Here is a 21,295-nt window from a genome sequence, read left to right as displayed (position 1 = left end):
CGCGGGGCAGCATTGCGCCACCCGCTTCCGTGTGTCAGAGTAGTACAGAACGGTCGGTCAGTAAATAGGCCGGATGCTCCGATGGAGGTGCAGCATGAAGGTCGAGGACGACCTGGGGCTCGACGGGCACTTCGAGGAGATCGTCGCGCGCCGCGATCGCATCGAGCCGCGCGACTGGATGCCGGAGGCGTACCGCAGGACCGTGATCCGCCAGGTGGCGCAGCACGCGCACTCCGAGATCATCGGCATGCAGCCGGAGGGCAACTGGATCGGCCGGGCGCCCTCGCTGCGGCGCAAGGCGATCCTGCTCGCCAAGGTGCAGGACGAGGCGGGGCACGGGTTGTACCTGTACTCCGCGACCGAGACGCTCGGGGTCTCGCGGAACGAACTCACTGAGAACCTCATCTCGGGCCGGCAGAAGTACTCGTCGATCTTCAACTACCCGACCCCGTCGTACACCGACGTCGGCACGATCGGCTGGCTGGTCGACGGCGCCGCCATCTGCAACCAGGTGCCGTTGTGCCGCACCTCGTTCGGACCCTACGGCCGGGCCATGATCCGCATCTGCAAGGAGGAGTCCTTCCACCAGAGACAGGGCTACGAGCTGCTCATGACGATGATGCGCGGGACCGACGCCCAGCGAGAGATGGTGCAGGAATCGGTGAACAGGTTCTGGTGGCCCTCGCTGATGATGTTCGGCCCGCCGGACGACTCCTCGCCGAACACAGCCCAGTCGATGGCCTGGGGCATCAAGACCCACACCAACGACGAGCTGCGGCAGAGGTTCGTCGACATGACGGTGCCGCAGGCCGAGGCGCTCGGTGTCACCCTGCCCGACCCGGACCTCGCCTGGAACGAGGAGCGAGGGCACTACGACTTCGGCACACCGGACTGGGACGAGTTCTGGGCGGTCGTCGGCGGGAACGGCCCCTGCAACACGCAGCGCATCGAGCACCGGCGCAAGGCGTGGGAGGACGGTGCGTGGGTGCGAGAGGCGGCGATGGCGCACGCGGAGAAGGAGGAGTCGGCATGAGCGACGTCAAGGCGGAGTGGCCGCTCTACGAGGTGTTCGTGCGCGGCAAGCGCGGACTGAACCACGTGCACGTCGGCTCGTTGCACGCCGCCGACGACCAGATGGCGCTGCGGCACGCCCGTGACGTCTACACGCGCCGCAACGAGGGCGTGAGCATCTGGGTGGTGCGCTCCGACGAGATCACCGCGTCGAGTCCGGACGAGAAGGACCCGATGTTCGCACCCGCGGGCGACAAGGTGTACCGGCATCCGACGTTCTACGTGATCCCCGACGACGTGCCCCACATGTGAGGCGTGACGACATGACAGACGAGTTCCACGACAACGCGTACGCCGGCCTTCTGGTGAACGACGCGCACTGGGCGTTCGGCACCGACTTCGAGGACCCGCTCGCGGGTGTCGACACGACCGTCCCCGACGGCGTGGATCCGCACGCGCTCGCCGCGTACTGCCTGATGCTGGGCGACGACGCCCTCGTGCTCTCGCAGCGGCTCTCGGAGTGGTGCAGCCGCGCGCCCGACCTCGAGGAGGACATCGCGCTGGCGAACATCGCCCTCGACCTGCTCGGCCAGGCCCGCCTGCTGCTGGCGCGCGCGGCCGCCGCCGACCCGTCCGTGGTGCCCGCGCTGCCGGACGGCTCGCCGGTGCCCGACGAGGACCGGCTCGCCTTCTTCCGCGACGACAGCGCCTTCCGCAGCGTGCGCCTCGCCGAGGTGCCGAACGGCGACTTCGCCGAGACGATCGCCCGCATCCTGATCTTCTCGACCTGGCGCCATGCGCTCTTCGAGCGGCTGTCGGGCAGCCGTGACGCCGTGCTCGCCGCCGTCGCGGCGAAGGGCGCGAAGGAGGTCGCCTATCATCGCGACTTCGCGGGGCGCTGGTTCATCACGCTCGCGCAGGGCACGGAGGAGTCGCGTCGGCGCCTCCTCGCCGCGCTCGACGGCCTCTGGCCGCTGCGTGCCGAGCTCTTCGAGACGCACCCGGTCGAGAGGACAGTGGCGGATGCCGGTGTCGGTGTCGACCCCGCGCAGGTGCAGGACGAGGCGGATGCCGTGCTCGACCAGGTGCTCGCAGCGGCCGCGGTCGAGCGCCCTGACCGCGCACCATCGGCCGGGGTTCACGGGCGGCGTGGACGCGACGGCTGTCACACCGAGGCGCTCGGCGGCCTGCTCGCGGAGATGCAGGCCGTCGCCCGTGCCCACCCGGAAGGACGGTGGTGACGATGACTGCCGTCCTCGACCGTGCCCAGTTGCTGGAACGCGCCTGGTCCGCGGCCACCCGCGTCGTCGACCCGGAACTGCCGATGCTCACCCTCGCCGACCTCGGCGTGCTGCGGGAGGTCGCCCTCGATGACGACGGCACCGTGATCGCCGCGATCACGCCCACCTATTCCGGATGCCCCGCCATGGCGACCATGCGTGACGACCTGCAGCGTGAGCTGCAGGAGGCCGGGTTCCCCGCCGTCCGCATCCGCGTCGCCCTCGACCCGGCGTGGACCACGGACTGGATCAGCCCGGAGGGGCGTGCCGCGCTCGCCGCGGCGGGCATCTCACCGCCGGGACCGGCGCCGGTGCGGACCGGACCCGTCGCGATACGACTCGGCCCCACGCACCGCGCTGTGCACTGCCCGCAGTGCGGCAGTGCGGACGTCGCGCTCTCCAGCGAATTCGGCTCCACGGCGTGCAAGGCCATGTACCGGTGCCGCTCCTGCCTGGAGCCCTTCGACCACGTGAAGGAGATCTGACGTGACGGCAGCAGCCACCTCCACTCCTCCGGCAAGCAGGGGAGCCTTCCACCCCCTCGTCGTCACGGCGATCGACGCCCTCACAGACGACGCGGTCGCGGTGACCTTCGCCGTCCCGGATGACCTGCGCGACGAGTACGACTTCGTGGCCGGACAGTCGCTGACCCTGCGCCGGTTCGTCGACGGGGTGGAGGAGCGGCGCACCTACTCGATCTGCTCGCCGGCCGGCAGCGCTCCGCGCATCGGCGTGCGCGTGATCCCCGACGGGCTGTTCTCGCCCTGGCTCGCGCACGAGCTGCGCCCCGGCGACGCCGTCGAGGTGCAGACGCCGAGCGGCAGCTTCCGGGCCGAGGCGGGCGAGGGCGGACGCCACCTGTGCATCGCCGCCGGATCGGGCATCACGCCGATGCTGTCGATCGCCGCGACGGTGCTCGGCGACCCGGCATCCGACGTCACCCTCATCTACGGCAACCGCACGACGACCTCGGTGATGTTCGCCGAGGAGCTCGCCGATCTGAAGAACGCGCACGCCCGCCAGTTCGACCTGGTGCATGTGCTCTCGCGCGAGCCCCGCGACGTCGAACTGTTCTCCGGACGGCTCGACGCCGAACGGCTGCGCACCCTGCTCACCACACTGGTGCCGATCGGCGACATGGATCACGTCTGGCTCTGCGGCCCGTTCGGCATGCTCACCGACGCGCGGATCGTGCTCGAGGAGCTGGGCGTTCCGGCCGACCGCGTGCACGTCGAGCTGTTCTACGTCGACGCGCCGCCGCCCGAGCTGCGGCATCCGGATGCCGTCGTCGAGGGACTCACCAGCGACGTCACCGTCGTGCTGGACGGACGCCGCACGACCACCACGATGTCGCGCGGCGCCAGCATCCTGGACTCGGCGCAGCAGACCCGCACCGATCTGCCGTTCGCGTGCAAGGGCGGGGTGTGCGGCACCTGCCGTGCCAAGCTGTGCACCGGCGAGGTCGACATGGTGCGCAACTACGCCCTCGAACCCGGCGAGGTCGATGCCGGATTCATCCTCACCTGCCAGTCGTTCCCCGTGAGCGACGAGGTCACCGTGGACTACGACAGCTGAGGGGGACAGACATGACAGACGCCTTCATCCTCGACGCGATCCGGACGCCGATCGGACGCTACGGCGGCGCGCTCGCCGCAGAGCGGCCAGACGACCTGGCCGCCCTGGTCATCCGGACGCTGCTCGACCGCACGGTCATCGACCCGGCCGACGTCGACGAAGTGGTCTTCGGTGCCGCCAACCAGGCGGGGAGGACAACCGCAACGTCGCTCGGATGGCGGGACTTCTCGCCGGACTCCCGGCCAGCGTGCCCGGCTTCACCGTGAACCGGCTCTGCGCCTCGGGCATGACCGCGATCCAGACCGCTCGTCAGATGATCGCCGCCGGCGACGCCGATGTCGTGATCGCCGGGGGAGTGGAGTCGATGACCCGCGCCCCCTGGGTGACCGAGAAGCCTGCGAAGGCGTGGGGGCGGCCGGGCCGGTCGTGGGACACGTCGATCGGCTGGCGCTTCACGAATCCGCGCTTCGATGACGACACCACACTCACGATGCCGCAGACGGCGGAGCGCGTCGCCGAGCGGTACGGGCTGACCAGGGCGGAGCTCGACGACTTCGCACTCGGCTCGCACCGGCGTGCGATCGCCGCCCAGGACGCCGGCTTCTTCGAGACCGAGCTCGTGGCCGTCGGCGACGTGACGGCGGACGAGGGGCCGCGACGCGACACCAGTGCGGAGCGCCTCGCCGCTCTGCGCCCGATCCACGGCGAGGGCGGCCTGATCACGGCCGGCAACTCCAGCGCGCTGAACGACGGCGCCGCAGCTGTGGTGGTGGCCAGCGAGCGCTTCGTCGACCGGCACGGCCTGCAGCCCCGGGCGCGCATCGTGGCCGGGGCGAGCGCCGGCGTTGCCCCGGAGATCATGGGGGTCGGCCCGATCCCGGCGACCCGCAGGGCACTCGACCGCGCAGGCTGGGACGGCGCCGACCTCGAAGCGATCGAGCTGAACGAGGCCTTCGCCGCCCAGACCATCGCCTGCATGCGCGGTCTCGAGCTCGACGAGACGAGGGTCAACTCCTGGGGAGGGGCGATCGCCCTCGGACATCCGCTCGGATGCTCCGGAACCCGCATCGTGATCACGCTGCTGAATCGCCTGGAGCACGACGACCTCAGCCGCCGGTCTCGCCACGATGTGCGTCGGCGTCGGTCAGGGCACGGCGGTCCTGCTGGAGCGCGCATGAGCGCGCCGGTGCTGGTCGAGGAGCACGACGACCGTGTCGTGCTGCGCCTGAATCGCCCTGCCATGCGCAACGCGATCGACCTCGCCACTGTCGATGCGCTGCACGACGCGTGCAGGATGCTGGAGCGGGCGCCGCGTATCGCGCTGATCATCGGCTCGGGCGGGACCTTCGCCGCAGGCGCCGACATCGCCGAGCTGAGGGAGCGTCGCCGCGACGACGCTCTCGCCGGCATCAACTCCGGGCTGTTCGACCGCATCCAGCGGCTGCCCATGCCGACCATCGCGCTCATCGACGGATACGCGCTCGGCGGGGAGCAGAACTCGCCTACGCGTGCGACTTCCGCATCGGCACGCCGGATGCCCGGATCGGCAATCCCGAGCCCGGACTCGGCATCCTTGCCGCTGCGGGCGCGTCGTGGCGGCTCAAGGAGCTGATCGGCGAGCCCCTCGCGAAGGAGATCCTGCTGGCCGGGCGCATCCTCACCGCGAGCGAGGCGAGCGAGATGCACCTGCTCGGTGACGTCGTGCCCGCGGACCAGCTGGAGGATGCCGGTCACCGGCTCGCGGACCGGATCACCGCGCAGTCGCCGCTGGCGGTGCGTCTCACGAAGGCGGCGTTCCACGCGCCGCGCGAGGCGCACCCGATCATCGACGACCTCGCGCAGGCCGTGCTCTTCGAGACGCAGGACAAGGTCGACCGGATGACGGCCTTCCTGGAGCGCCGCACGAAGAAGGGACGCTCATGAATTCCGCCGAAACACCCCGTTCCCGCCGAGACCCCGCCGTGCCGACGTCCGCGGAGGGGTGTCGACGGCACGGCGGGGTCTCGGTGCTCTGTTCCGGCACGCGTCGGGGTCTACGGCGGTGGGCGGATGGGGGCGGGGATCGCCCACGCGTTCGCGGCCGCCGGCGCCGCCGTCACGGTCGTCGAGAACGGCGAGGATGCCGCTGCCGCGGCCCGCGACCGGATCGCTGCGAGCCTTGCCAGGGCGTCGGAGAAGGGCACAGCGATCCTGGGCACCAGCCTCGTCGTGACCGACGGGTCAGCGCTGCACGACTGCGCGCTGGTCGTCGAAGCAGTGCCCGAGGTCGCCCAGCTCAAGAGCGAGGTGCTCGCGCGGATCGCTCGGATCGCCCCGTCGGCGGCGATGGCGACCAACACCAGCTCGCTGTCGATCGACGCACTGGCCGATGCGGTGCCGGACCCGTCCCGTCTCATCGGCCTGCACTTCTTCAATCCCGTTCCGATGAGCGACCTCGTGGAGATCGTGGTCGGACCGCGTACCTCGGCGCGGCTCGTCGAGCAGGCTCGCGCCTGGGTGGCGGGCCTCGGCAGGACGGCGATCACCGTGCAGGACTCACCCGGATTCGCGAGCAGCCGGCTGGGCGTCGCGCTCGCTCTCGAGGCGATGCGGATGCTCGAGGAGGGTGTCGCCGACGCGGCCGACATCGACACCGCGATGACGCTCGGGTACCGGCACCCGGTGGGTCCGCTGCGGACGACCGACATCGTCGGCCTGGACGTTCGGCTCGCGATCGCCGAGCATCTGGAGCGCGAACTCGGGTCCCGGTTCGCGCCGCCTCAGGTGCTGCGCGACAAGGTCGCAGCCGGTGACCTGGGACGCAAGAGCGGCAGGGGATTCTACGAATGGTGAGCGACGCGGACCCCCAGTGGCTCGCAGAGGCGTGCGCCGCGCGGATGTGGGCGACGGATGCTGCGAGCATGGCCCTCGGGATGAGCATCGTACGGGTGACGCCCGGCACGGCGACACTGACCATGACCGTGCGCGACGACATGGTGAACGGCCACGGCATCTGCCACGGGGGGCTCATCTCAGCGCTCGCGGACAGCGCGTTCGCCTTCGCCTGCAACAGCCACGGCACCGTCACGGTCGCAGCCGGGTTCGAGGTGGACTTCCTCGCTCCGGCCGCACTCGGCGATCGCCTCGTCGCCGAGGCTCGCGAGCTCGTGCTGCGCGGGCGCTCCGGTGTCTACGATGTGGTGGTGCGTCGCGACGAGGAGGTCGTCGCCGTGTTCCGAGGACGCAGCCGCTCCCTCGGCCGTCCCGTCCTGGAGGACTCATGACCGATCCGGTTCTGCTCGAGCGCGACGGCGCGGTCGCCGTCATCACGCTGAATCGCCCCGAAGCGCGCAACGCGCTGAACATCGTGCTGAAGACGGCGCTGGTCGCCGCCGTCTCGGAGGCGGCCGCCGACTCCGCGGTCCGCGCGGTCGTGCTCGATGCGAACGGCCCGGCGTTCTGCGTGGGGCAGGACCTCGCCGAGCATGCGACACAGCTGGCGGGCGGCGGAGGCGCGGCGTCGGCGATCAGCACGGTGCGTGAGCACTACTCACCTGTGGTCCGCTCCGTGATGACGATGCCGAAGCCGGTGATCGTCGCGGTCGACGGCGCCTGTGTCGGGGCCGGGCTCGGACTGGCGCTGGCCGGCGACCTGCGTGTGTTCGGTCCTGGCGCGAAGCTCGGCACCGCCTTCACCGGCATCGGGCTGACGTTCGACACCGGGCTCTCCTACACGCTCCCGCGCTCGGTGGGAGACGCCCGCGCCCGCGAACTGATCCTGCTGCCGCGGATGTTCGGGCCGCAGGAGGCCGTGTCATGGGGGATCACCGGTGAGATCGCCGACGATCCGCGTGCGCGGGCGCGGGAGATCGCCGGGCTCATCGCTCAGGGGCCGACCACCGCGTACGCCGAGAGCAAGCGGCTGCTGCTGGATGTCGACGCGCTCGAGTCGGCGCTGGAAGCGGAAGCGGTGTCTCAGGCGCGCAGTGGAGCCGCCCAGGACCACCGCGACGCCGTCGAGGCGTTCCTCGCCCGGCGTCCGCCGGTGTTCACCGGGCGGTAGGCCGGCGCAGCCCGTCGATCGCGACGGCGAGCACGTCGTCGGCCAGCCCCTGCGGGTCGATCGCACCGTCGGGCCGGTACCACTCGACGATCGAGTTGATCATCCCGAAGATCAGCCGCGTGATCGTCCCCGCGCCGATGTCGTCGCGCAGCAGTCCTTCGCGCTGGGCCCTCCGCACGAGCGAGGACACACGCTGGTCGAACGCCCGACGGCGCTGCAGCGCGGCGACCTCCACCGGGCTGTTGCCGCGCAGACGCAGGAGGAGGGTCACCTGCGGCTGCTGCGCGGTGAGCACGCGCACGGCGCCGCGGATGCCCTCGTCGAGCTGCTCGGCGACGGTGCTGCGCTCCATCGCCACGTCCATGGCGCCCTCGAGGCCGCCCAGAGCGCTGTCCAGCGCGAGCTCGAGCAGCTGTGCCTTCGAGTCGAAGTGGTGGTACAGCGCCGACTTCGTCAGTCCCAGACGCGCGGCGAGATCCGAGACCGAGGTCGCGTCATAGCCCTGCTCGTTGAACAGTGCGACGGCGATCCGCAGCACCTCCTCCCGGCTGTAGCCGGGTCGTCCGCGGCGTGCCGTCTGCGGTGCCGTCATCGCGGACCCCCTTCTCCGTGCGCACGCGTCGGCGCGTCAGCATCCTGGATCAAACGTAGCGGGACGTCGGCGCTAAGCTGGAGGGACACTGCCCGAATCCGAGAGGACCGTCATGGCCGAATTCATCGCCTTCATCATCATGTTCCTCGGCGGAATCTACCTGCTCGGGATCTCGTTCGGTCTCGAGGCCTTCCAGGGCGTCGTCTTCATCGCCGGCATCCTGATCATCAGCCTCGCCCTGGCCTTCCTGATGCGTCAGCGGGGCTCCGCCACGCGTCGTTCGAACAACTGGTCGCAGGACAGCTGAGCCACTGACGCAGAGCGCGCGACGGCCCGGCGGCCGTCGCGCGCTCTCATGTGCGGGGAGAGCCGGGTCGCTCACTTCCAGTCGATGAGGAGCAGCCCCTGCTTGGTGTCGGCGATCTCCACCCAGCCGTCGCCGAACTGGTAGGTCACCCCGTAGCCCTCGTCGTCGGTCGCGAACGCGTACCTCGGGTCCTCGGTGATGACGCCGTCCTCGCCCTCGACCCGCTGCCAGCCCTCGGACAGCAGGGTCGCCTGCAGATCGGACGCGGTCTTCGCGTCGACGGGCGCCCAGCCGTACTGCTGCCCGTGATCCGAGGCCGTCGAGTAGTCGGCCCAGCTGCACATGAGGCCGCCGTCGAGCACGAGCTCACCCACGCGGAACTCGGAGGCCTCCGCCGACCAGCCCTGCTCCTTCAGGGCCTCGACGGTGCCCTCGGAGATGATGGTGTCGCAGGTCGGGTCGGCGCCCTCGGCGGGCGCGGGATCCGGATCCTCGGCCGCGGCTGTCGCCGGTGGGGCCTCGACGGGCGGCTTCTCGGCCGTCGTCTTCGTCGGTGCGGGCTCGGGGGACGGCGCGCAGGCGGTGATCGCGAGGGCGAGGGCCAGGATGCCGATGGCGGCGACGGGGATGCGGGGGGTCATCGTCTCTTGTCGGTTCGGTCGGTGTGCGCGGGCATCACCGAGGTGGGTCAGTTCGCAGCGCTGCGAGTGAGTTCGAGGATCGCGTCGTGCAGCATCCCGTTGGTGGCGAGGGCGGAGCGGTCGGTGATCGAGTCGGATCCGTCGAACGCGCTGAACCGGCCCCCGGCGGCACGGACGATCGCCACCGCCGCGGCGATGTCGTACTCCTTGACGTCGAACTCGGCGACCATCTCGAGGCGCCCCTCGGCGAGCAGCATGTAGCTGTACACGTCGCCGTATGCGCGGTCGCGCCAGACGCGCTCGGCCAGCGCGAGCAGCTGCGGGAGGTGCCCGGCATCCACCCACTGGGTGATGCTCTGGAAGCTCACGCTCGCCTCGTCGAGGGAGGCGACCTCCGACACCCGTATCGGGCGGTAGCCGCCGTCACCGTTGGTCCATGCGCCCCGACCGACGACACCCCACCAGCGGCGTCCCAGGGCCGGCATGCTGACGACACCCAGTCGGGGCGCGCCGTCGATCGCGAGGGAGATCATGGTGCCCGACAGCGGCACGCCGCGCAGGAAGTTCGCGGTGCCGTCGATCGGGTCGATGATCCACTGACGGTGCGTGTCGCCGCCGGTGCCGAACTCCTCGCCGAGAATGCCGTCCTCCGGTCGCTCGGCGGCGAGCACATCGCGGATCGCGCGTTCGGTGGCGAGATCCGCGTCCGTGACGTGGGAGCGGTCGGCCTTCACCGACACCTCGAGATCGGCCGCGTCGAACCGCGGCAGCGACTGTGCATCCGCGGCGTCTGCGAGGCGCAGGGCGAGTTCAAGGTCGTCGTCGAGGAGGCTGTCCGCGGGGAAGAGGTCACGGTCTCAGGATAATGGGCGAACTCTGTGCGTCGGTCGGGTGCGACGCGCCCGGGCGACTCGGCGGGATTTTGTGCGCGACCGCCGTGGCTGGTAACGTAATTCCTCGGTGCCGGAGACGGCAGCAAGCACCTCTAGCTCAATCGGCAGAGCAACTGACTCTTAATCAGTGGGTTCTGGGTTCAAGTCCCAGGGGGTGCACGGATCAGCCTCGAGGACTCTCGCCAGTCCTCGGGGCTTTTTCGCTTTCTGCAAGCCCCGGGGCGCCTCTCAGAGGCGCCCCGGCATCGTTGAGACGCAGCACCGCGATCTCACCGTTCGGCCTGCGCTGCGGTTCTATGATCGTCGTGGCGATCCGACTCCACGCCGCATGGAGTGCGTCGCGGTCCTCGTCCTGCTCCTCGACCGGTGTCTCGCGTGGCCGGCCCCACCGGTGTTCCGGATGGTCCTGCCAGCGCAGGGAGGACGGCGTCGGCGAGGTTCACCCACCCGGCTCTTCCGTCCCGCGCATCGTGGTGGGATCATGGCCTTCACGAGGAGGCTCCCATGATCGAGCTCGAGGAGATCGACACCGACGAGGACGGCGCGCTCACGGCGATCGCCGAGCTTCCCGGTGGGCGTCGGGTCACGGTGCAGTACGACTTCGATGACGACTTCGACCTCGACGAGGGCGAGGACGACGACCTTGATGACGACGACGAGGACGACGACGGCGGTGGCCTGGACCCGGAGAACCTGCCGGACCTCGATGAGATGCAGGCCACCGCAGAGCACGCTCTCGCGCGGCTGGGGGAGGAGCTGCTGGACGGTATCGAACGCGACGTCGTCCGGGCGCTGGCTGAGGCCGCGGCCGAGGACGACGAGTCCGACCTCGATGATCTGCTGACGGATCTCGCCGACGACATCACTCTGGACGGCGTGGTGGTGTTCGGCGACGGCGGCATCACGCTGCTCTACGTGGCCACGGACAACTTTCCCGACACGACGGTCTATTGCCTGCTCGACGACGACCTGGAGATCGACGACCTGATGGTCGAGTGATGCCTCTCAGGCCACCCTGACCGGTGTCCCACCAGTCAGGGTGCGCAACTGCTCGTAGGTGAGAGGCATGACCGCGTGCGGTGTGCCCGCCGCCGCCCAGATCTGCGCGTGCTGCCGCAGGTCCTCGTCGATGTACGTGCGCAGCGGCTCCGGGTGCCCACCGGGGCGACGCCGCCGATCGCCTGGCCGGTGACCTCGCGCACGATCGCTGCCGGCGCCATGGCGACCTCGGCGGCACCGAGGGCGGCACTCAGGGCCGTGAAGTCGACGCGGTGGGCGCCGCTGGTCATCACCAGCACCGGGTCGCCGTCGGCCGTGAGCACCAGGCTGTTCGCAATCGCGCCGACCGGGCAGCCCACCGCCCGTGCGGCCTCTGCCGCTGTGCGGGCGGAATCCGGCAGCACGACGACGCGGGTGTCGACGCCGGCCGCGGCCAGGTGCTCGGCCACGATGCGGCTGCGCTCGGGGAGGGCCTGCTCTGCGGTCATGAGGTGGTCCTGTCCTCGGGTCGGGGAAGTGCGGCTCAGGCCGCATCTCCCACGAGGATAGCCTCCGCGTCCTCGCCGGCGCCCTCACCCTCGTCGTCGATGTGTGCGAGCACCCTGCGACCGAGCAGCACCGTCAGGGCGGCGACGAGCACCGACCCCGCGGCGAAAGGTACGGCACCGTCGCGTTGTAGTGGTGCCACAGCAGGGCCGCCAGGGGCGGGGCGGCTGCACCGCCGAGGAATCGCACGGCCGAGTACGACGAGGATGCCACGGAGCGGGGCAGATCGGTCGCCTCCATGACCGCCTCGGTGAGCACGGTGTTCATGATGCCGAGCAGCAGGCCGCCGACGATGATGCACACCACGAGCGAGGCCGGGTCGGCCACGAGCAGCCCGGCGACGATGAGATCGATCGCCAGCAGCGGCAGCACGGTGAGGATGATCGTGGTGCGGCGCATCCGGCGCATCAGGACCGGTGCCACCCAGACACTGGTGACCGCGAGCGCCACGCCCCACCCGAAGAAGGTGAAGCCGATGCCCATTGCGCCGAATCCGAGCGGGAACGGTGAGAACGCCAGCAGCACGAAGAAGCCGATGTTGTAGAACAGCGCTGCGACGGCCAGGATGGCCAGCGCCGGACGTCCCAGGGCGGTGAACGGCGCGGAGAAGGGCACGGGCTCGCGCTTCTCGCCCTTGCCGCGCACCAGGGTGAGCACGGCGATGAATCCGATGGCCATCAGCACGACGACCCCGAAGAACGGGCCGCGCCAGCTTACCTCGCCGAGCAGTCCGCCCAGCAGCGGGCCGACGGCGATGCCGAGGCCGAGGGCGGCCTCGTAGAGCACGATTGCCGCCGCGCTGCCTCCGGACGCCGCGCCGACGATGGTCGCGAGCGCGGTGGAGATGAACAGCGCATTGCCGAGACCCCAGCCGGCGCGGAAGCCGATCACGGCCTCGACGCTGCCGCTCGTGGCGCAGAGCAGTGCGAACACCACGATGAGCCCGAGGCCGGTGAGCAGCGTGGCCTTGGCGCCGATGCGGCTGGACACCCAGCTGGTGATGAGCATCGCGAGTCCGGTCACGAGCAGGTAGCTGGTGAACAGCAGCTCGGTCTCGACGGGGGTCGCCTCCAGGGACTCGGCGATCGCCGGCAGGATCGGGTCGACCAGACCGATGCCCATGAACGCCACGACACAGGCGAACGCCACCGCCCACACCTGCGCGGGCTGTCTCCAGACCGATCCTGTCGTCGTGCTCATTCTGCGTCTCCTGTCCGCTGTTCATTGCTGTGGTCATGCAGGATCTGCGCCGCCCTGGAGAGGACCTCCCAGTCCTCGTCGCTCAGGCCGGCGAACCGGGGCGCGAGCGTGGCGCGGAACTCCGCGCGCCACTCGCGTGCGGTGCGCCGCCCCTCGTCGGTGATGGCCACCAGCGTCGCCCGGGAGTCCTCCGGGTCGGGGGCGCGGGTGACGAGGCCGGCGCGCTCGAGATCCCCGATCAGCCTGGTCATGCCCGGCTGCGTCGTGCGCGCCGCGACTGCCAGCGCTCCGACCCGCTGCGCGGGGGAGTCCTCCAGCAGGCTGAGCACCCGCCACTGGGCGGAGGGGGCGTCGTTGCGGGCGTCCTGAGCCGCTATGCGGGCCAGGGCGTGCGCCGACAGCACCATCGAGGGGATGATCTCGTCACGATCCATACCAACAAGTATATATCAACTGGTATGTAGTTTCTGCCGGCTTGACCGTGGATGCCATACGGCTTAGCATTCCAATGACCTGAATCACCTTTCAGGTATCTCGACCTTCCACCGTTGAAAGGCGTCCCCATGCGGGTTACGAAGAAGTTGCTCCTGGGATCGGTGCTCGCCAGCGCCGCCCTCGTGATGTCGGCGTGCGCGCCGCAGCCCGGTGCTGAGACCGGAGGTGACGGCCCCACAGAGGTCCGCGCTGCCGTGATCACCAGCGAGAGCGGTCCGCTCGCGGGCTACGGAAAGCAGTACCTCGACGCCTTCAAGGCCGGTCTCGACTACGCCACGGACGGCACAGGCGAGGTCGACGGCACCAAGATCGTGATCGAGTACCGTGACGACACCGGTGACCCCGACACCGCCGGTGACGGCTGCCAAGGAGGTCATCGGCGACGGCGTGAACATCCTGCTCGGCAGCGCCTCGTCCGGAGTCGCACTCGCGGTCGCCGAGCAGGCGGCGCAGAACAAGGTGCTGTTCATCTCGGGGCCCGCTGCGGCAGATGCCATCACCGGCATCAACGGGTACACGTTCCGCTCCGGCCGCCAGTCCGCACAGGACGTCGCGACCGCCGGAACGTTCCTCGACGACCTGAACGGAAAGAAGGTCGTGGTCTTCGCCCAGAACAACGCGTTCGGGCAGGGCAACGTCGCCGCCGTGCAGAGCATCCTCGGTGGCAAGGGCGCGACGGTCGAGCCCGTGCTCGTCGCGGAGGACGTCACCGAGTTCACGCCCTTCGCGCAGCAGGTGCTCACCGCCGAGCCCGACCTGGTGTTCGTCGCCTGGGCCGGCGCGACCTCCGGTGCGATGTGGCAGGCGATGAGCCAGCAGGGCGTCCTGGACGACATCCCCGTGGTCACCGGACTCGGCGATTCGCCGACGTTCGGCGCCTACGGCGAGGCATCCGAGAAGATCAGCTTCCTGAACCACTACTTCCCCGGCGCGCCCGACAACGACGTCAACACCGCGATGGTGAAGGCGATCGAGGAGGCCGGCGGAACGCCCGACCTCTTCAGCCCCGACGGCTTCAACGCGGCGATCATGCTCGTGCAGGCCGTCAAGGAGGGCGACGGCGACGTCGACAAGATGGTCAAGGCACTGGAGGGCTTCGAGTTCGACGGTCCGAAGGGCGGCAACACCGTCCGTGCCGATGACCACGCGCTGATCCAGGACATGTACCAGGCCAAGCTGGTCGCGAAGGACGGGTCCTTCGTGCCCGAGCTCGTCAAGACCGTGCCCGGCGCCGACGTGGCCCCCTGACCCGAGGACGACGCACGACATGACACTGCCCGCCCCGCCCCCGCTCGCAGGTGCCGCCCTGCGCGTCGAAGGACTCGGCCTCCGCATCGGCGGAGCCACCATCCTCGACGATGTCGCACTCGACATCGCCCCGGATCGCTCGTCGGCGTGATCGGCCCCAACGGGGCCGGGAAGACCACGTTGTTCAACGCGATCTCGGGCGTGCTGTCTCCGACATCCGGCCGCATCCTTCTCGACGGCGACGACATCACCCGGATGCCGGTGCCGCAGCGGGCGCGGGCGGGGCTGGGCAGGACCTTCCAGACGTCCAGTCTGTTCCCCAGGCTCACCGTGCTCGAGAACGTGCGCCTGGCCGTGCAGGCCACCGGTGGCGGCAGCTACTCGCTGTTCCGCTTCCCGCGGAAGTCGGATGCAGAGACGCACAGCGCGCTCGAACTGCTGCAGGCGGTCGGCCTCGAGCACCGCAGCACCTCCTATGCGGGCGACATCAGTCACGGCGACAAACGCAAGCTCGAGATCGCCGTGCTTCTGGCCATGAGATCCCGACTGGTGCTGCTCGACGAGCCGATGGCAGGAGTCGCGTCCGGGGACGTCGCGGGGCTGGTCGAGAACATCCGTGCCCTGCATCGCGACACCGGATGCACGGTGCTGATGGTCGAGCACCACATCGACGTGCTGATGGGTCTCGTCGATCTCGTCGCGGTGATGTACTTCGGCACGATCATCGCGCTGGACACCCCGCAACGCGTCATGGAGAACCCCACTGTGCAGAGCGCCTACCTGGGGACCGCAGCGTGAGTGCGCCGATCCTCCAGGTCACGGGGCTGCAGGCGTCGATCGCCGGTCAGCAGGTCGTCGAGGACGTCAGCTTCGAGGTCCCGGCCACTGGCATCACCGCGGTGCTCGGCCGCAACGGAGTGGGCAAGACCTCCACGCTCCGGGCCGTTCTCGGCCTCATCCACCGACGCGGTGAGGTGCTCCTGGACGGCGAGCGCATCGACGGACTGCCGACGCACCGCATCGTGCGGCGCGGCGTGGGCTACGTGCCCGAGGACCGCGAGGTGTTCTCCGCGCTCACGGTCGCGGAGAACCTCGCCCTCGCCGAACGGCAGTCGTCGCCGCGTCGCGCGTTCGTCGCCGACCTGTTCCCCGACCTCGTCGCCCGGCGCGACCAGCGCGCCGGCACACTCTCCGGAGGCCAGCAGCAGATGGTCTCGGTGGCTCGGGCGCTGCTCAACGACAATCGACTGCTGCTCGTGGACGAGCCCACGAAGGGGCTCGCGCCCAAGATCGTCACCGAGGTCGCCGACGCACTCGCCGAGGCGGCGAAGACCGTGCCGATCCTGCTCGTGGAGCAGAACCTCGACGTCGTGCGGCGCCTGGCGTCCGGTGCGGTCGTGATCGCCGGCGGACGCGTCGTGCACACCGGTCCGGCATCCGAGGTGCTGGACGACGCCGACCTCACCCGCCGCCTGCTCGGCGTCAGCGCGGAGGCAGCATGAGCACCCTCATCCTCACCCTGGTGATCGGCGTCGGCCTCGGCGCCCTGTACTTCCTCGTTGCCAGCGGCCTGAGTCTGATCTACGGCCTCATGCACGTGCTGAACTTCGCGCACGGCGCGTTCCTCACCCTGAGCGCGTTCGTCGGCTGGGCTGTCGCCCAGGCGCTCGGCTCCGACTCATGGTGGTCGTTTCTGCTGTCGATCCTCGTCGGCGGTGTCGTCGGCGCGGTCTTCGCCGCCCTCACCGAGCTCGCGCTGATCCGGCCGCTGTACGAGCGGCACATCGAGCAGGTGCTCGTGACGGTCGGGCTCTCCTTCGCGGCCGTGGCGCTGTTCGAGGGAATCTGGGGCACGGATCCCGTCAACGTCAAGGGACCGGCGTGGCTCGGCCGGACCACCTCGATCCTCGGCGCGAGCATCCCGAACAAGTACTGGGTGCTCATCATCGCCGCGGCCCTGGTGCTCGCCGGACTCGTGCTGTTCCTGAAGAAGACGCGGTACGGACTCATCATCCGCGCCGGCGTGGAGAACCGGTCGATGGTCACGGCCCTCGGCATCGACGTGCGCCGCTCGTTCACCCTGGTCTTCGCGATCGGCGGAGCGGCGGCGGGCATCGGCGGTGTCCTGGCGATGCACGCTCTCACCTACGTCTCGGCGCATCTGGGCTCCACTCTGCTGATCTTCGCCTTCATCGTCACCGTGGTCGGCGGCCTGGGCTCACTGGCCGGCGCGGCCGTGGCATCCGTGCTCGTCGCCGTGCTGCAGCAGGTCGCGAACACCTACCTGGGCGGCACCGGGGACTTCATCGTCGTGGTGCTGTTGGCGGTCGTGCTTCTGGTGCGCCCGCGCGGCCTGATGGGGAGGACGGCATGACCCGCTTCACCCGCTTCCTCCCGATCGTGATCGGCGCCGCGTTCGTGGTTCTGCTCGCGGTGCTGCCGCTGCTGAACCTGCAGCTGCCCGGCATCCTGCCCGGCCCCACCTACACGCCCGGAACGCTCGCGCTGCTGTCCCTGTGCATGGTGTTCGCCGCGCTCGCACTGTCGTACAACCTGCTGCTGGGCACGGCCGGCATGCTCTCGTTCGGGCACGCGCTGTACTTCGGCGCGGGCGCCTACGGCCTGGGAATCCTGCTGAAGGCGATCGACCTGCCGCTCGTTCCCGGCGTGTTCGCCGCTCTGATCGGCGGCATGGTGATCGCGCTCATCACCGGCGCGATCGCGATGCGGGTCGACGGCATTCCGTTCGCGATGGTCACCCTCGCATTCGCCCAGGCCGGCTCCGTCCTCGTGCGCCGCAATCAGGCGCTCACCGGCGGCGAGGAGGGCCTCGCGCTCGAGACGAAGAACGTGCCCGACTTCCTCGTCGGCGTCGTGAACACCCGCAACCTGTACTGGGCCTCGCTGGTCGTGGTCGTCCTCGTCTACCTGATCGTGCTCTGGGTCGATCGCTCCCGGCTCGGCCACCTCGCCGCCGCGGCGCGCGAGAACGAGCTGCGCGTGCGCGTGCTCGGGCTTCGGCCCGGACGCGCCAAGCTCATCGTCTTCGTCATCGCGGGCGCGTGCGCGGGTCTCGCCGGCATCGCCTACCTGCTGCTGCAGTCCGGCACGCAGCCCAGCGCCGTCGGGGCCGACCTCACGATCACCGTGCTGGTGATGGTGGTTCTCGGTGGCGTGGGATTCCGCTGGGGTGCGATCGTTGGTGGCGTGCTGTACACCATCCTCGATCAGCGTCTCACCGTGCTCGCCAGAGCCGACGCGATCCAGCAGCTGCCCGATGTGCTGCGCGTGCCGCTGTCCGAGCCGCTGTTCCTGCTCGGCGTGCTGTTCATCCTCGTCGTGATGTTCCTTCCCGGCGGGATCGCCGGCACGGTGGACGGCTGGCGTCGCCGCCGCGGCGGAACGGCTGATGCTGCAGGGCTGAGTGCCCTGGAGTCCTCGGACTCGTTCGGTGCGGAACCGGCGGAGGTCGCTCGATGAGCGCCGCGGACGGAGTGCACACCGTCGGCCGCTGGCTGCATGACCGCGCATCGGCGACACCGGAGCGGATCGCGATCGACGACCGGGGCGTCACGACCAGCTACCGGGAGCTGGCCGCCCGCGCCGAGCGTCTCGCGCGCCGCTGGACGGATGCCGGTTACGGCCCTGAGCTGCGCGTCGCGACGGTCTCGGGGAACTCCGCCGATCATGTCGTGGCGTTCTTCGCCTGTGCGATGACCGGGATGGCGTTCGTGCCCCTGTCCTGGCGGCTCACGCCGATCGAGCTGGGAGAGCTGATCCAGCGGGCGAGGCCTGCGCTGCTGCTGATCGATGATGAGCATGCGGCGCTCGCCGCCGCTGCGGTGCGGCACCTCGACGCTGAGGCGCCTCGGGTTGCGGGGCTCGGCGCGACCGGTGTGGAGGCGGCGGTGCCCGCACCGCCGCACCCCGCGTTGGCGCGTGCGGTGCGCGACGACGACCCGCTGCTGGTGATCTTCACCTCGGGCAGCGAGGCGGCGCCGAAGGGCGTCGTACTCAGCCACGAGAACTGCTTCTGGAACAACCTCGCGCTCGGTCAGGCGATGCCGATGGCAGCCGATGACGTCGTGCTGTCGATCCTGCCGCAGTATCACGTCGCGGCGTGGAACGTGCAGCCACTGCTGGCCTGGTGGACCGGCGCCACCGTCGTGCTGGAGCGCTCCTTCGATCCCGGCCGTGTGCTGCAACTGATCGCCGAGCGCGGGGTCACCACGATGATGGGCGTGCCCACCCAGTACCGGATGCTGTGCGACAGCCCGCGCTGGGCGGATGCCGATCTTTCCTCGCTGCGACGGGTCGTGGTGGGCGGGGCGACCATGCCCGCTGAGCTCGCCGAGGACTGGGCGGCCAGGGGAGTGCCGCTCACCCAGGGCTACGGGCTCACCGAGGCCGGCCCGAACGTGCTCTACCGTGATGCGGCGGACGCCGCGCGGCACCGGGGCGCGGTCGGCCGGGCGTATCCGTCCGTCGGGGTGCGCCTGGTCGACCCCGACAGCGGGCTGGAGATCGAGGGTCCTGGGGCCGGCGAGCTGCAGGTGCGTGGTCCGAGCATCTTCTCCGGCTACCTCGACGACCCGGATGCCACGGCCCGCGCCATCGCGGACGGCTGGCTGCGCACCGGCGACCTCGTGCATCGCGACGAGCACGGTGCGCACACCGTGATCGACAGGCTGAAGGACATCTACGTCTCCGGGGGCGAGAACGTCGCGCCGGCCGAGGTGGAGCGAATCCTGCGCGCGCATCCGCTCGTGCGGGAGTGCGCCGTCGTCGGCGTGCCCGATCAGGTGTGGGGCGAGCGTGGCGTCGCCTTCATCGTCGCCGGCGGTCCGCTCTCGGCCGACGAACTGCTCTCGTTCGCACGGGAACGGCTGGCCGCCTTCAAGCTCCCGGTGCGCGTCGCATTCGTCGAGGATCTCCCGCGGTCCACGATCGAGAAGATCGCCCGCCCGCGTCTGCGGGCGATGGCACAGCAGTTGAGAGAGGACGACGCCCATGAGCGCATCCGCTGACGCCCCGGAGACCCCGGTCTCGCCCGCGACCGGCCGCCCGCTGACCAAGCGCGGCGAGGCCACGCGCGGCCGGCTGCTCGAGGCCGCTGAGGCGGTGTTCGCCGAGCACGGCTATCACGAGGCCTCGATCGTGAAGATCACCGAGCACGCCGGTGTCGCTCTCGGCACGTTCTACCTGTACTTCGACAGCAAGCAGACGATCTTCGAGGCGCTGGTCGTCGACCTGAACCGGCGCGTGCGGCACTCGATGTCCGAGGCGATGGAGGGGGCGTCAGACCGCATCGAGGCCGAGCGTCGCGGTTTCGAGGGGTTCTTCCGCTTCACCGCCGAGCATCCGGCGCTGTACCGGGTGGTGCGCGAGGCCGAGTTCGTGTCGCCGGAGGTGCTGCGGCTGCACTACGAGCGGATCGTCGAGGGCTATCGCGACGGCCTCGCCGCCGCGCAGCGGCAGGGCGAGATCGCCGGGGAGCTCGACACCGAGGTCGTCGCGTGGGCACTGATGGGCGCCGGCGAGCTGATCGGCATGCGCTACCTGCTCTGGGAGCGCGACGCGGCGGGTCGTCCGCCGGTCGTCATCGATCCGTCCGTGCTGGACGCGATGAGCGGATTCATCAACAGGGCGCTGCGACCCGACACGGCCGCAGCGGCGAAGGGGGAGAGCAGATGACCGAGCAGGATCTGGCCGGGCGACGCGCCGTCGTCACCGGCGGCGCGAGCGGGATCGGTCTCGCCTGCGCGCGGGAGTTCGCCTCGCGGGGTGCGCACGTCGTCATCGCGGACCTCAACGCCGAGGCCGCCGCGGCGGCCGCGGACGAGATCGGGGAGAGGCCTGGGCCGTCGACCTCTCACGTACCGAGGCGCTGGAGACGCTGCGGCTCGACACCGACATCCTGGTGAACAACGCCGGGATCCAGCGCGTCGCACCGATCGAGGAGTTCGACCCGGCAGCGTTCCGGCTGATCCAGCGCATCATGCTGGAGGCGCCCTTCCTGCTGATCCGGTCAGTGCTGCCGGGAATGTACGAGCGGGGCTGGGGTCGCGTGATCAACGTCTCGAGCGTGCACGGGCTGCGCGCCAGCGCGTTCAAATCCGCCTACGTCGCGGCCAAGCACGGTCTGGAGGGACTGTCCAAGGTGACCGCTCTCGAGGGCGGACCGCACGGCGTCACCAGCAACTGCATCGACCCCGGCTACGTGCGCACGCCGCTGGTCGAGAAGCAGATCGCCGATCAGGCGAAGGTGCACGGCATCCCCGAGAGCGAGGTCGTCGAGAAGGTCATGCTCACCGAGAGCGCGATCAAGCGGCTGGTCGACCCCGCCGAGGTCGGATCGCTGGCCGGATGGCTCGCGTCCGAGCGCTCCGGCATGGTCACCGGCGCCTCGTACACCATGGACGGTGGATGGAGCGCGCGCTGATGACGACGTCGCACACCTATCGCA

Annotated in this window: 19 protein-coding genes, 1 tRNA gene and 7 pseudogenes; 21 read left to right on the top strand and 6 right to left on the bottom strand. The window is 70.2% G+C overall.

Features of this window, described 5'->3' with window-relative positions:
- Positions 1-94 precede the first annotated feature (94 nt).
- From paaA to L2X99_RS06975, 10 genes and pseudogenes are all read left to right on the top strand, one after another.
- The gene (paaA, locus tag L2X99_RS07020) at positions 95-1,033 is read left to right on the top strand and encodes a 1,2-phenylacetyl-CoA epoxidase subunit PaaA (protein ID WP_236124440.1); all 939 of its coding nucleotides are present in this window, start codon (positions 95-97) and stop codon (positions 1,031-1,033) included.
- A complete protein-coding gene (paaB, locus tag L2X99_RS07015) occupies positions 1,030-1,323 on the top strand; it encodes a 1,2-phenylacetyl-CoA epoxidase subunit PaaB (RefSeq protein ID WP_236124441.1) in 294 nt (97 codons plus the stop codon). The genes paaA and paaB overlap by 4 nt, the downstream gene beginning before the upstream one ends.
- 11 nt (positions 1,324-1,334) lie before the next feature.
- Positions 1,335-2,252: a 1,2-phenylacetyl-CoA epoxidase subunit PaaC gene (gene paaC, locus L2X99_RS07010; RefSeq protein WP_236124442.1), complete on the top strand. Its 918-nt coding sequence runs from the start codon at positions 1,335-1,337 to the stop codon at positions 2,250-2,252.
- Between the two features lie 2 nt (positions 2,253-2,254).
- The gene (paaD, locus tag L2X99_RS07005) at positions 2,255-2,776 is read left to right on the top strand and encodes a 1,2-phenylacetyl-CoA epoxidase subunit PaaD (RefSeq protein WP_236124443.1); all 522 of its coding nucleotides are present in this window, start codon (positions 2,255-2,257) and stop codon (positions 2,774-2,776) included.
- 1 nt (position 2,777) lies between these two features.
- Complete coding sequence (paaE, locus tag L2X99_RS07000; protein ID WP_236124444.1) at positions 2,778-3,866, top strand: 1,2-phenylacetyl-CoA epoxidase subunit PaaE; 1,089 nt, start codon at positions 2,778-2,780, stop codon at positions 3,864-3,866.
- A gap of 11 nt (positions 3,867-3,877) precedes the next feature.
- A pseudogene (locus L2X99_RS06995) lies at positions 3,878-5,044 on the top strand (thiolase family protein).
- Positions 5,041-5,789: pseudogene (locus L2X99_RS06990) on the top strand (enoyl-CoA hydratase/isomerase family protein). Before L2X99_RS06995 ends, L2X99_RS06990 begins: the two co-directional pseudogenes overlap by 4 nt.
- Positions 5,790-5,876: 87 nt before the next feature.
- A pseudogene (locus tag L2X99_RS06985) lies at positions 5,877-6,698 on the top strand (3-hydroxyacyl-CoA dehydrogenase family protein); the annotation flags it as partial.
- Complete coding sequence (gene paaI / locus L2X99_RS06980; RefSeq protein WP_236124446.1) at positions 6,692-7,129, top strand: hydroxyphenylacetyl-CoA thioesterase PaaI; 438 nt, start codon at positions 6,692-6,694, stop codon at positions 7,127-7,129. The pseudogene L2X99_RS06985 and the gene paaI, both read left to right, overlap by 7 nt.
- Positions 7,126-7,908 (top strand): enoyl-CoA hydratase/isomerase family protein, encoded by a 783-nt coding sequence (locus L2X99_RS06975; protein WP_236124447.1) that lies wholly within the window; start codon positions 7,126-7,128, stop codon positions 7,906-7,908. Before paaI ends, L2X99_RS06975 begins: the two co-directional genes overlap by 4 nt.
- Here the strand turns inward: L2X99_RS06975 and L2X99_RS06970 are convergent.
- Entirely contained in the window at positions 7,895-8,500 is a 606-nt protein-coding gene (locus L2X99_RS06970; protein WP_236124448.1) for a TetR/AcrR family transcriptional regulator, read from the bottom strand. The two genes, L2X99_RS06975 and L2X99_RS06970, sit on opposite strands and share 14 nt — an antisense overlap.
- Positions 8,501-8,612: 112 nt before the next feature.
- On the opposite strand from L2X99_RS06970, the gene L2X99_RS06965 reads away from it, so the two are divergent.
- On the top strand, positions 8,613-8,807 hold the full coding sequence (locus L2X99_RS06965; protein ID WP_236124449.1) for a hypothetical protein: 195 nt from the start codon (positions 8,613-8,615) through the stop codon (positions 8,805-8,807).
- A gap of 71 nt (positions 8,808-8,878) precedes the next feature.
- Here L2X99_RS06965 and L2X99_RS06960 read toward each other — a convergent pair whose 3' ends face one another.
- A complete protein-coding gene (locus L2X99_RS06960; RefSeq protein ID WP_236124450.1) occupies positions 8,879-9,448 on the bottom strand; it encodes a hypothetical protein in 570 nt (189 codons plus the stop codon).
- Positions 9,449-9,495: 47 nt separating this feature from the next.
- Positions 9,496-10,251: an inositol monophosphatase family protein gene (locus tag L2X99_RS06955; protein WP_236126884.1), complete on the bottom strand. Its 756-nt coding sequence runs from the start codon at positions 10,249-10,251 to the stop codon at positions 9,496-9,498.
- Between the two features lie 176 nt (positions 10,252-10,427).
- On the opposite strand from L2X99_RS06955, the gene L2X99_RS06950 reads away from it, so the two are divergent.
- Together L2X99_RS06950 and L2X99_RS06945 are read left to right on the top strand one after the other, a co-directional pair.
- Positions 10,428-10,500: transfer RNA gene (locus tag L2X99_RS06950), tRNA-Lys, on the top strand.
- Positions 10,501-10,845: 345 nt separating this feature from the next.
- Entirely contained in the window at positions 10,846-11,340 is a 495-nt protein-coding gene (locus tag L2X99_RS06945) for a hypothetical protein (protein WP_236135795.1), read from the top strand.
- A 35-nt stretch (positions 11,341-11,375) separates the two neighbouring features.
- Here L2X99_RS06945 and L2X99_RS06940 read toward each other — a convergent pair whose 3' ends face one another.
- The 3 genes and pseudogenes from L2X99_RS06940 to L2X99_RS06930 all read right to left on the bottom strand — a co-directional run bounded on the left by L2X99_RS06940 (position 11,376) and on the right by L2X99_RS06930 (position 13,520).
- Entirely contained in the window at positions 11,376-11,828 is a 453-nt protein-coding gene (locus tag L2X99_RS06940; protein WP_329608141.1) for a YbaK/EbsC family protein, read from the bottom strand.
- Between the two features lie 35 nt (positions 11,829-11,863).
- Positions 11,864-13,086, bottom strand: a pseudogene (locus L2X99_RS06935) (MFS transporter).
- Entirely contained in the window at positions 13,083-13,520 is a 438-nt protein-coding gene (locus tag L2X99_RS06930; protein ID WP_236135794.1) for a MarR family winged helix-turn-helix transcriptional regulator, read from the bottom strand. Before L2X99_RS06930 ends, L2X99_RS06935 begins: the two are co-directional and overlap by 4 nt.
- A gap of 129 nt (positions 13,521-13,649) precedes the next feature.
- Between L2X99_RS06930 and L2X99_RS06925 the strand changes: the two are divergent.
- From L2X99_RS06925 to L2X99_RS06890, 8 genes and pseudogenes are all read left to right on the top strand, one after another.
- Positions 13,650-14,829: pseudogene (locus L2X99_RS06925) on the top strand (substrate-binding domain-containing protein).
- 19 nt (positions 14,830-14,848) lie between these two features.
- Positions 14,849-15,627 (top strand): annotated as a pseudogene (locus tag L2X99_RS06920) (ABC transporter ATP-binding protein).
- On the top strand, positions 15,624-16,331 hold the full coding sequence (locus tag L2X99_RS06915; protein ID WP_236124457.1) for an ABC transporter ATP-binding protein: 708 nt from the start codon (positions 15,624-15,626) through the stop codon (positions 16,329-16,331). Before L2X99_RS06920 ends, L2X99_RS06915 begins: the two are co-directional and overlap by 4 nt.
- Complete coding sequence (locus L2X99_RS06910) at positions 16,328-17,203, top strand: branched-chain amino acid ABC transporter permease (protein WP_236124458.1); 876 nt, start codon at positions 16,328-16,330, stop codon at positions 17,201-17,203. Before L2X99_RS06915 ends, L2X99_RS06910 begins: the two co-directional genes overlap by 4 nt.
- A complete protein-coding gene (locus L2X99_RS06905; RefSeq protein WP_236124459.1) occupies positions 17,200-18,309 on the top strand; it encodes a branched-chain amino acid ABC transporter permease in 1,110 nt (369 codons plus the stop codon). The genes L2X99_RS06910 and L2X99_RS06905 overlap by 4 nt, the downstream gene beginning before the upstream one ends.
- Complete coding sequence (locus L2X99_RS06900; RefSeq protein WP_236124460.1) at positions 18,306-19,856, top strand: class I adenylate-forming enzyme family protein; 1,551 nt, start codon at positions 18,306-18,308, stop codon at positions 19,854-19,856. Before L2X99_RS06905 ends, L2X99_RS06900 begins: the two co-directional genes overlap by 4 nt.
- Positions 19,840-20,523, top strand: a complete 684-nt coding sequence (locus L2X99_RS06895) for a TetR/AcrR family transcriptional regulator (protein WP_236135793.1) — start codon at positions 19,840-19,842, stop codon at positions 20,521-20,523. Before L2X99_RS06900 ends, L2X99_RS06895 begins: the two co-directional genes overlap by 17 nt.
- Positions 20,520-21,271 (top strand): annotated as a pseudogene (locus L2X99_RS06890) (3-hydroxybutyrate dehydrogenase). The gene L2X99_RS06895 and the pseudogene L2X99_RS06890 overlap by 4 nt, the downstream one beginning before the upstream one ends.
- The last annotated feature ends 24 nt before the right edge of the window (positions 21,272-21,295 follow it).

The organism is Microbacterium sp. KUDC0406 (assembly GCF_021582875.1).
Classification (GTDB): Bacteria; Actinomycetota; Actinomycetes; order Actinomycetales; family Microbacteriaceae; genus Microbacterium.
The sequence above is the reverse complement of the archived record's forward strand: the minus strand, read 5'-3'. Positions and strand labels throughout refer to the sequence as shown.